Origin of the sequence: Frigoribacterium sp. Leaf186 (genome assembly GCF_001423905.1) — a bacterium.
GTDB lineage: Bacteria > Actinomycetota > Actinomycetes > Actinomycetales > Microbacteriaceae > Frigoribacterium.
In genome coordinates this window covers 866329-874082 of sequence record NZ_LMPQ01000001.1, presented here as the reverse complement: position 1 = coordinate 874082, position 7754 = coordinate 866329, and the positions used below count along the sequence as shown (strand labels likewise).

Here is a 7754-nt window from a genome sequence, read left to right as displayed (position 1 = left end):
CCCCGCCGTGCCCGCGAAGGTCGCCATCGTCATGGGCTCCGACAGCGACTGGCCCACCATGCAGGGGGCGTCGTCGATCCTGTCCGAGCTCGGCATCCCGCACGAGGTCGAGGTCGTCTCGGCGCACCGCACGCCCGACAAGATGATCGCCTTCGGTCGCGACGCGGCGGGCCGCGGGTTGTCCGTGATCGTCGCCGGTGCCGGGGGAGCGGCCCACCTGCCCGGCATGATCGCCTCCGTCACCACCCTGCCGGTCGTCGGCGTGCCCGTCGCGCTGGCGAAGCTCGACGGCCTCGACTCGCTCCTCTCCATCGTCCAGATGCCGGCCGGCATCCCCGTGGCGACGGTCTCGATCGGCGGTGCGGTCAACGCCGGCCTGCTCGCGGCCCGCATCATCGGCTCGCACGACCCCGTCGTCGCCGAGCGCCTGGCGCAGCACGCCCGGTCGCTCGCCGAGCTGGTCGAGCAGAAGAACGCCGACCTGCGTCGATCACTGTGAGCACGGCGCTGCCCGTCCGCCACCCGGACGTCACCTCCGAGCCGTTCATGACGAAGCGTGCCTGGGTGCTCGTCCTGCTGAACGTGATCGTACCGGGCTCGGCGCAGGTGCTCGCGGGCAGTCGCCGACTCGGCCGGTGGGGACTCGCGTCCACGCTGGTCTTCTGGGCGGTCGCGATCGTGGTCGTCGTGCTGGCGTTCGCCTTCCGCTCGCCCTTGATCGAGATCGCGACCAACGTCGTCGCCCTGACCGTCGTCCAGGTCTTCCTCGCGTACTACGCGGTGCTGTGGCTGGTGCTGACCGTCGACACGTTGCGGCTGGCCCGGATCGTCCGGACGGCTCCCTCGGCACGCGGGGTCCTCGCCGGTGCCATGGTGCTCCTGATGGTGGTGACCGTCGGGCCCGCCGCCTACGGGGCCTACCTCGCGGGGGTCCAGCACGGTCTGCTGAACAGCCTGTTCACCTCGAGGGCCGACGCCGCGCCTCCCGTCGACGGGCGGTACAACATCATGTTGCTCGGCGGCGACGCCGGGGCCGACCGCACGGGCCTGCGCCCCGACAGCATCTCGGTCGCGAGCATCGACGCCGAGACCGGGGCCACGACGATCGTGGGCATCCCCCGCAACCTCTACGACGCGCCCTTCGTGGCCGGTTCACCGCTCTACGGCGACTACCCCGACGGCTACGACTGTGGTGACGACTGCCTCGTGAGCTTCCTGTACACCTACGGCGAAGAGCACCCCGACCTCTACCCCGACGCCGAGTCGAAGGGCAGCAACCCCGGCGTCGAGGCCATGCGCGACGCGGTCGAGGGCATCACGGGCCTGACGGTGCAGTACTACGCGTTGATCGACATGCAGGGGTTCGTCGACCTGATCGACGCGCTCGGCGGCATCCAGGTCGACGTGCAGCAGCGCATCCCGATCAACGGCGGCGTCGACGGCAACGGCCAGCCGATCAACGTCGACGGCTGGATCGAGCCGGGTGACCAGAGGCTCGACGGCTACCACGCGCTCTGGTACGCCCGGGCACGACACGGCACCAGCGACTACGACCGGATGGCACGCCAGCGCGAGGTGCAGCAGGCGCTGCTGTCGCAGTTCCAACCGGCGACGGTCCTGTCGAAGTTCCAGGCGGTCGCCGCGGCGGGCGTGCAGACCGTCGACACCGACATCCCGCAGGGCGCGCTGGCAGCCTTCGTCGACCTGGCCGTGAAGGCGAAGTCGCAGCAGATCACGAGTCTCGAACTCGTCCCGCCGACCTACGACAACGTCTACCCCGATTACGACGCGATGCGCGCCGCCGTGGCGCAGGCCACGACCTCGACCACCGCACCCTGACACCGGGCACCGGGTGGTCCGACCCGAACCGTCACGGGACGAGGAGGCGAGGTGCGCCCGCGAGCGTGCGTCGCGCCGTCCGGCGCCGTGAGCGTCTGCTCAGAGGTCGGCGTGCAGCTGCCACACCTTGTCGGCCGAGTCCCGCCAGCTGAAGGCGCGTGCACGGTCGATGCCGGCGATGCCGAGACGAGTCGACAGTTCGACGTCGGAGACGACCTGGAACATGGCCTGGGCGAGGCGCTCCGGGTAGCCGGCGGCGTCCTCGCGCGCCACGCTGACGGCCGCGTCGGCTGCGACCTCGAGCAGGGCGGGGGCGTCCGAGACGATGGTGGGCGTGCCCAGGCTGAACGCCTCGACGACCGGCAGGCCGAACCCCTCGGCGAGGCTCGGGAACACGAAGACCGAGGCCCGCTGCAGCAGGACCGCCAGCTGCTCGTCCGAGACGAAGCCCAGGGTGCGCACCTTCTCGGCGGGCAAACCGGCCGAGACGACCAGGTCGGCGACCTGGACGTCTCCCCAGCCCTCGGGGCCGACGATCAGCAGGGGCAGGTCGGGAGCGTCGGGGTGGGCGAGGGCACGGATGAGGGGTTCGATGCCCTTGCGCGGCTCGAGCGTGCCGACGCTCAACGCGTAGCGTTCGGGGAGGTCGAGCTGATCGGCGATCTCGTCGGCGTCGGAGGGGACGACGAGCTGCGGGCTCACGGCACCGCCGACGACGCGGAGGCGGTCACCGAACGGGTAGAGCTCGGCGAGTTCGCGGGCCACGCTGTGGGTCGGGACGACCACCCCGTCCGCGTGCTTGAAGGCCCGCTTCGTCATGGCCTTGTGCCAGCGGACCCCTCGTGGCGTGAGCGTCTCGGGGTGCGTCCACGGCACGGTGTCGTGGATGGTCACGACGGTCTGGGTGCCCGGGTCGAGGGCCCGGTCGTGGCGGTAGAGGGGGGCGAACAGGCTGGTCGCGTGGACCATGCCGCGACCGGGGAGGCCGAGCACGCCGCCCTGCCACGCCAGGGCCAGTTCGCGGCGCCCGAGGGGCGACTTGGTGACGTGGGAGAGTCCCGGCAGCAGGTCGGTCAACCGGTCGTAGTCGGTCTGCGGGTGGGCCGCCACGACGCCCTCGACGTCACAACCGCGGGGTGCCGTCTCGACGAGGGCCCGCGTCAGCTCTGCGGTGTAGCGCCCGATGCCACCGGGGACGGGAGCGAGGATCTGATCAACGACTACTCGCAGCGTGGTCATCGGTCTGCAACACTCCCCTGCTCGCGGCCTCGGCCAGCGCTTCTCTCCACGGACGCATGGGCGTGAGACCGGCCAGCCCCCACGCGTCGTGGCCGAGGACGCTGTAGCTCGGTCGCGGCGCGGGGCGCACGAACGTCGAGCTGTCCGTCGGCTCGACCCTAGCAGCGTCGAGGCCGGCCTCTTCGAAGACGGCCCGGGCGAACTCGAACCAGCTCGCGCTGCCCGAGTTCGTGCCGTGGTAGACGCCCGCGGGTGCGTCGGAGTCGACGAGCGCGACGATCTGCCTCGCGAGGTCGGCGGTCCACGTCGGCTGCCCGAGCTGGTCGTCGACGACCGAGACGGTGTCGTGCGACGCCGCGAGCTTGACCATGGTCTTGGCGAAGTTGCCGCCGTGTGCTCCGTAGAGCCAGGCCGTCCGCACGACGTAGGTGCCCGAGGGGTTCGCGGCCAGGGCGAGCCGCTCGCCTTCCGCCTTCGTGCGGCCGTAGGCGCTCACCGGTGCCAGCGGGGCGTCCTCGGGGTAGGGCTCGGTGGCGTCGCCGTCGAAGACGTAGTCGGTCGAGACCTGGACGAGCTTCGCTCCGACGGAGGCGGTGGCCTCGGCCAGCAGACCGGCTGCGGTGCCGTTGACGGCGAGAGCGGCCTCCTCGTCGGTCTCGGCAGCGTCGACCGCGGTGTACGCGGCGGCGTTGATCACGACGTCGTGGCCCTGGACCGCGGCGAACACCGCGTCCCGGTCGGTGACGTCGAGGTCGGCGCGACCGAGAACGGTGACGTCACGCCCGAAGAGCGCTTCGAGCAGGTCGGTGCCGAGCATGCCGCGGGCACCGGTGACGAGGTACTTGGCGTTCTGGACCGCAGCCATCAGAGGGCGGCGCGCTCTTTGAGGGGCTGCCACCACTCGCGGTTGTCGCGGTACCACTGCACCACGTCGGCGAGACCCTTCTCGAAGGGGACCTGGGGTTCGTAGCCGAGTTCGTCACGGATCTTCGAGATGTCGACCGAGTAGCGGAGGTCGTGGCCCAGGCGGTCCTGGACGCGGTCGACGTACGACCAGTCCTTGCCGGTGGCCTCGAGCAGCATCTCGGTGAGCTCTTTGTTGGTCAGCTCGGTGCCGCCGCCGATGTTGTAGATCTCACCGGCACGGCCGCCGACGAGCACCATGGCGATGCCTCGGGTGTGGTCGTCGACGTGCAGCCAGTCGCGGATGTTGTTGCCCTCGCCGTAGAGGGGGACGTGCAGGTCGTCGATGAGGTTCGTGACGAAGAGCGGGATGACCTTCTCGGGGAAGTGGTACGGGCCGTAGTTGTTGCTGCAGCGCGTGATCGACACGTTCAGCCCGTGCGTGCGGTGGTAGCTGCGGGCGAGCAGGTCGCTGCCGGCCTTGGAGGCCGAGTAGGGCGAGTTCGGCTCGAGCGGGCGGTCCTCGGCCCACGAGCCCTCGGCGATCGAGCCGTAGACCTCGTCGGTCGATACGTGCACGAAGCGCTTCAGGTCGTTGCGCAGGGCGGCGTCGAGCAGCTGCTGGGTGCCGAGGACGTTGGTCTCGACGAAGATCGAGGCGTCGCGGACCGAACGGTCGACGTGCGACTCGGCGGCGAAGTGGACGACGGCGTCGACGTCGGGGAAGAGCGTGTCGAGCAGGGCGCCGTCGCGGATGTCACCCTGGACGAAGTGGAAGCGAGGGGACTCGGCGACCGAGATGAGGTTCTCGAGGTTGCCCGAGTAGGTCAAGGCGTCGAGTACGACCACCTCGGCGCCTTCGAGGCCCGGGTAGGCGTCTTCCAGGGTCCGTCGGACGAAGTTGGAGCCGATGAAGCCGGCTCCGCCGGTGACGAGGATTTTCACGGTGTCTGCTTTCACGATCAATGTCAGAGTCCACTCGATTCTAGGGACTGCGCGACCCGATCCGGCAATGTCCCCCCTTCTGCCGATCCTCGTTCGGGGGGCTGGACCGCGGCGGCAGGCCTGTGCGACCGTCTAACAATGACCATGCCCGAAGCGCAACCGGACGGACCAGGGGACGCCGGCGACCTCGGCCGGCGTCGCCTGCTCGGCTACGCCGCAGCGACCGCCGTCGCCGGCTCGGCCGTGGCGCTGCGGCCCTCCGCCGCCCTCGCCGCGACCTCCCTCGCCGAGACGTCCTCCGACGTCCAGACCGTCGCCGACGCCCTGGCGGCGGCACAGGAATCCGCCTGGGGAGGCTTCTCGAACGGCCAGATCCCCTCGAACGTCCTGACGGCGGTCCCGTCCTCGGTGGCGGGCTCGGGGTTCCTGCGAGACGACGCCGCGCGTCAGTTCTTCTCGATGTCGCTGGCCTTCGTCCAGGCGGTCGGTCGCACCCTGACCATCACCGAGGGCTACCGGACCTACGCCCGGCAGGTCGACTACTGGAACCGCTACCAGGCGGGGACGGGCAACCTGGCGGCGTACCCCGGCACGTCCAACCACGGGTGGGGGATCTCCTGCGACTTCGGCGCCGGGGTCGAGACCGCCGGCACCGCGGCGAAGCGCTGGATGGACGCGAACGCACCGTCCTACGGCTGGCAGCCCACCGGCAACGGGTTCTCGCGACCCGAGCCCTGGCACTTCGACTACAGCGGTTCGTGGACGGGGCCTTCCAGCGCCAACGCCACGGTCAAGCCCGAGGACGTCGACACCATCATCCTCCGGTGCACGGGTCCCCTCAGCGAGTACCCCGTCGCGGGCTACACGGTGCTGCTCGGCGTGCGGACCCTCCGTCACCTCTCGAACGTCGACATGGTCAACAGCATGCGCGTCATCGGCACGCCCTACTACGAACTCGACTGGGTCGGTTTCTACAACGTGTTGAGCGCTCTCGGCATCCCCCGGTCCGCCATCCGCGCCGAGGCCGACTACTTCTGGGGCTAGGCCGCTCGCCGCTCGCCCCGCCCCGATCGAAAGGACAACAATGCTCATCCTCCGCTGCTCCGACCGCCTCGACGAGGTCGGCCTCGGCTACACCTGCATGGTCGGTGTCCGATCCCTCCGACACATGACCACCCCGGCCATGGTCGACGCCATGACCGCGGTCGGCGTGCCGACGAAGCAGGTCAACAGGGTCGGTTTCTACAACATCCTCAGCTCGCTGTCCATTCCCCGGTCGGCCCTCCGAGGCGACGCCGACTACGCGGCCCGCTGACGCGACACGACCGTTCGGGCAGGTCCCGGCCGTCCCCGTCCGTGCGGGATACTGAGAGACCATGAGCCCGTCCCCGCACCTCGCCCGTCCCTGGGTCGCCCTCCTCGTCGGCTGGGCGTTCGCCTTCGTCTTCTTCTCGGCGTGGGCGGTCGCCAGCCCCGTCTCGTCGGCACCCGACGAGTCCGGGCACATCATGAAGGCCGCCGCGACGGCGCGGGGCATGCTGCAGGGCGAGCCGACCGACGCGCCGGGCAACGAGTCGTTCCGCCTGCCCGCCGACGTCGCGGACGTCGGCGGCCCGATGACGTGCACGGCCTTCCACGCCGAGACCCCCGCGAGCTGTCAGCCCGACTTCGACTCGTACACCTCGGACGAGGTCACGGTCGTGACCGGCGTCGGCTCGTACAACCCGCTGTACTACGCCGTGGTCGGGTGGCCGTCGCTGCTGCTGCACGGTGACGCCGCCGTCATCTCGATGCGCCTGATGTCGGCCCTGCTGAACTCGTTCTTCGTCGGCGTCTTGTTCTGGGTCAGCACGCAACTCGGCAGGGGCCGCTCGCTGCTCGGGTGGGCGGCGGTGGCCTTCACCCCGATGGCGGGCTACCTGTCGGGGGTCGTCAACCCCAACGGGGTCGAGATCACCGCGTGTGCCGCGCTCGCGGCGACCGCGTGGCTCGTCGTCCACGATCGCGGCGAGGTCCACCTGAAGACGGCGGTCGCCTTCGTCGCCGCGTCGGGCATCGTGGCGGCGAACACCCGCACGGCCTCGCCGTTGTTCGTCGCCGTCATCGTCGTGGCCGTGCTCCTGACCGTCCCGTTCGCCAGGGTCCGTGAACTGGCCCGACTCGCCCCCGTCCGCGTCGCGGCCGCCGTCAGCGTCGTCGGCCTGGCCGGCGCGGCCGCCTGGACGATCCTCGTCGCCGCGCCGGCAGGCTTCATCCCGTCGTCCGACCCGGCCCGAGACGGCGTCCTGGCCGCCGCCGTGCGGACGCTGGGGTCGACCGACGAGTTCGGCACCGAGCTCATCGGGGTGCTGGGGTGGTTCGACACCGGTCTGCCGGCACCCGTGCAGTACGGGTGGACGGCAGCCATCGGCTTCGTCGTGCTGGGCGCCCTCGTGTTCTCCGCGCGCAGGTCGCTTCCGGGAGTGGTGCTCCTCATGGCGGCGTTCCTGTTCGTGCCCACGATCATCCAGGCGCCGAGCGCGGCGACCTTCGGGGACATCTGGCAGGGCCGGTACTCGCTTCCCCTCTTCGTCGCCATGATCGTCGTCGGGGGCCTCGCCTGGGGTTCGGCGTCGACCACGCCCCTGCCGCGTCGACTCGTGCCGATCATCGTGGTGCTGGCGGGAGCCGGGCAACTCGCGTCCTTCGCCGCCGCCTACCGTCGGTTCTCGGTGGGCATCGGTCGGCCCTACTCCGACGTCCTCACGGCCGATGCCTGGCAGGCACCCGGCGGGCTCGGCACGGTGGTGGCCCTCTTCGGCGTGGGGGCGGTGGGTCTCGTCGTCCTG

General features: G+C 70.7%; 8 protein-coding genes. 5 read left to right on the top strand and 3 right to left on the bottom strand.

All coding sequences use genetic code 11. From position 1 onward, the window contains the following. Positions 1 to 7: 7 nt before the first annotated feature. Both purE and ASG05_RS03980 read left to right on the top strand, forming a co-directional pair. Positions 8 to 499, top strand: coding sequence for a 5-(carboxyamino)imidazole ribonucleotide mutase (gene purE / locus ASG05_RS03985; protein WP_082486445.1), 492 nt, complete (start codon positions 8 to 10; stop codon positions 497 to 499). 47 nt (positions 500 to 546) lie between these two features. Beyond that, positions 547 to 1839 (top strand): LCP family protein, encoded by a 1293-nt coding sequence (locus tag ASG05_RS03980; protein WP_235491377.1) that lies wholly within the window; start codon positions 547 to 549, stop codon positions 1837 to 1839. A 99-nt stretch (positions 1840 to 1938) separates the two neighbouring features. On the opposite strand, the gene ASG05_RS03975 is transcribed toward ASG05_RS03980, so the two are convergent. Genes ASG05_RS03975 through rfbB form a run of 3 tightly spaced genes read right to left on the bottom strand, consistent with a single transcriptional unit; the run spans position 1939 to position 4926 of the window. After that, on the bottom strand, positions 1939 to 3078 hold the full coding sequence (locus ASG05_RS03975; RefSeq protein WP_056257540.1) for a glycosyltransferase family 1 protein: 1140 nt from the start codon (positions 3076 to 3078) through the stop codon (positions 1939 to 1941). Further along, complete coding sequence (gene rfbD / locus ASG05_RS03970) at positions 3053 to 3943, bottom strand: dTDP-4-dehydrorhamnose reductase (RefSeq protein ID WP_056257537.1); 891 nt, start codon at positions 3941 to 3943, stop codon at positions 3053 to 3055. The genes ASG05_RS03975 and rfbD overlap by 26 nt, the downstream gene beginning before the upstream one ends. Next, the gene (gene rfbB / locus ASG05_RS03965; protein ID WP_056258401.1) at positions 3943 to 4926 is read right to left on the bottom strand and encodes a dTDP-glucose 4,6-dehydratase; all 984 of its coding nucleotides are present in this window, start codon (positions 4924 to 4926) and stop codon (positions 3943 to 3945) included. The genes rfbD and rfbB overlap by 1 nt, the downstream gene beginning before the upstream one ends. Before the next feature lie 138 nt (positions 4927 to 5064). Between rfbB and ASG05_RS03960 the strand changes: the two genes are divergently transcribed. The 3 genes from ASG05_RS03960 to ASG05_RS15705 form a co-directional block, all read left to right on the top strand. Next, positions 5065 to 5970 carry a D-alanyl-D-alanine carboxypeptidase family protein gene (locus ASG05_RS03960; protein ID WP_056257536.1) on the top strand — a complete coding sequence of 302 codons (906 nt, stop codon included), beginning with the start codon at positions 5065 to 5067 and terminating at the stop codon, positions 5968 to 5970. 40 nt (positions 5971 to 6010) lie between these two features. After that, a complete protein-coding gene (locus ASG05_RS03955; protein ID WP_056257533.1) occupies positions 6011 to 6241 on the top strand; it encodes a hypothetical protein in 231 nt (76 codons plus the stop codon). Between the two features lie 61 nt (positions 6242 to 6302). Beyond that, on the top strand, positions 6303 to 7754 hold a 1452-nt coding region (locus ASG05_RS15705; RefSeq protein WP_162240626.1), incomplete at its 3' end, for a DUF2142 domain-containing protein.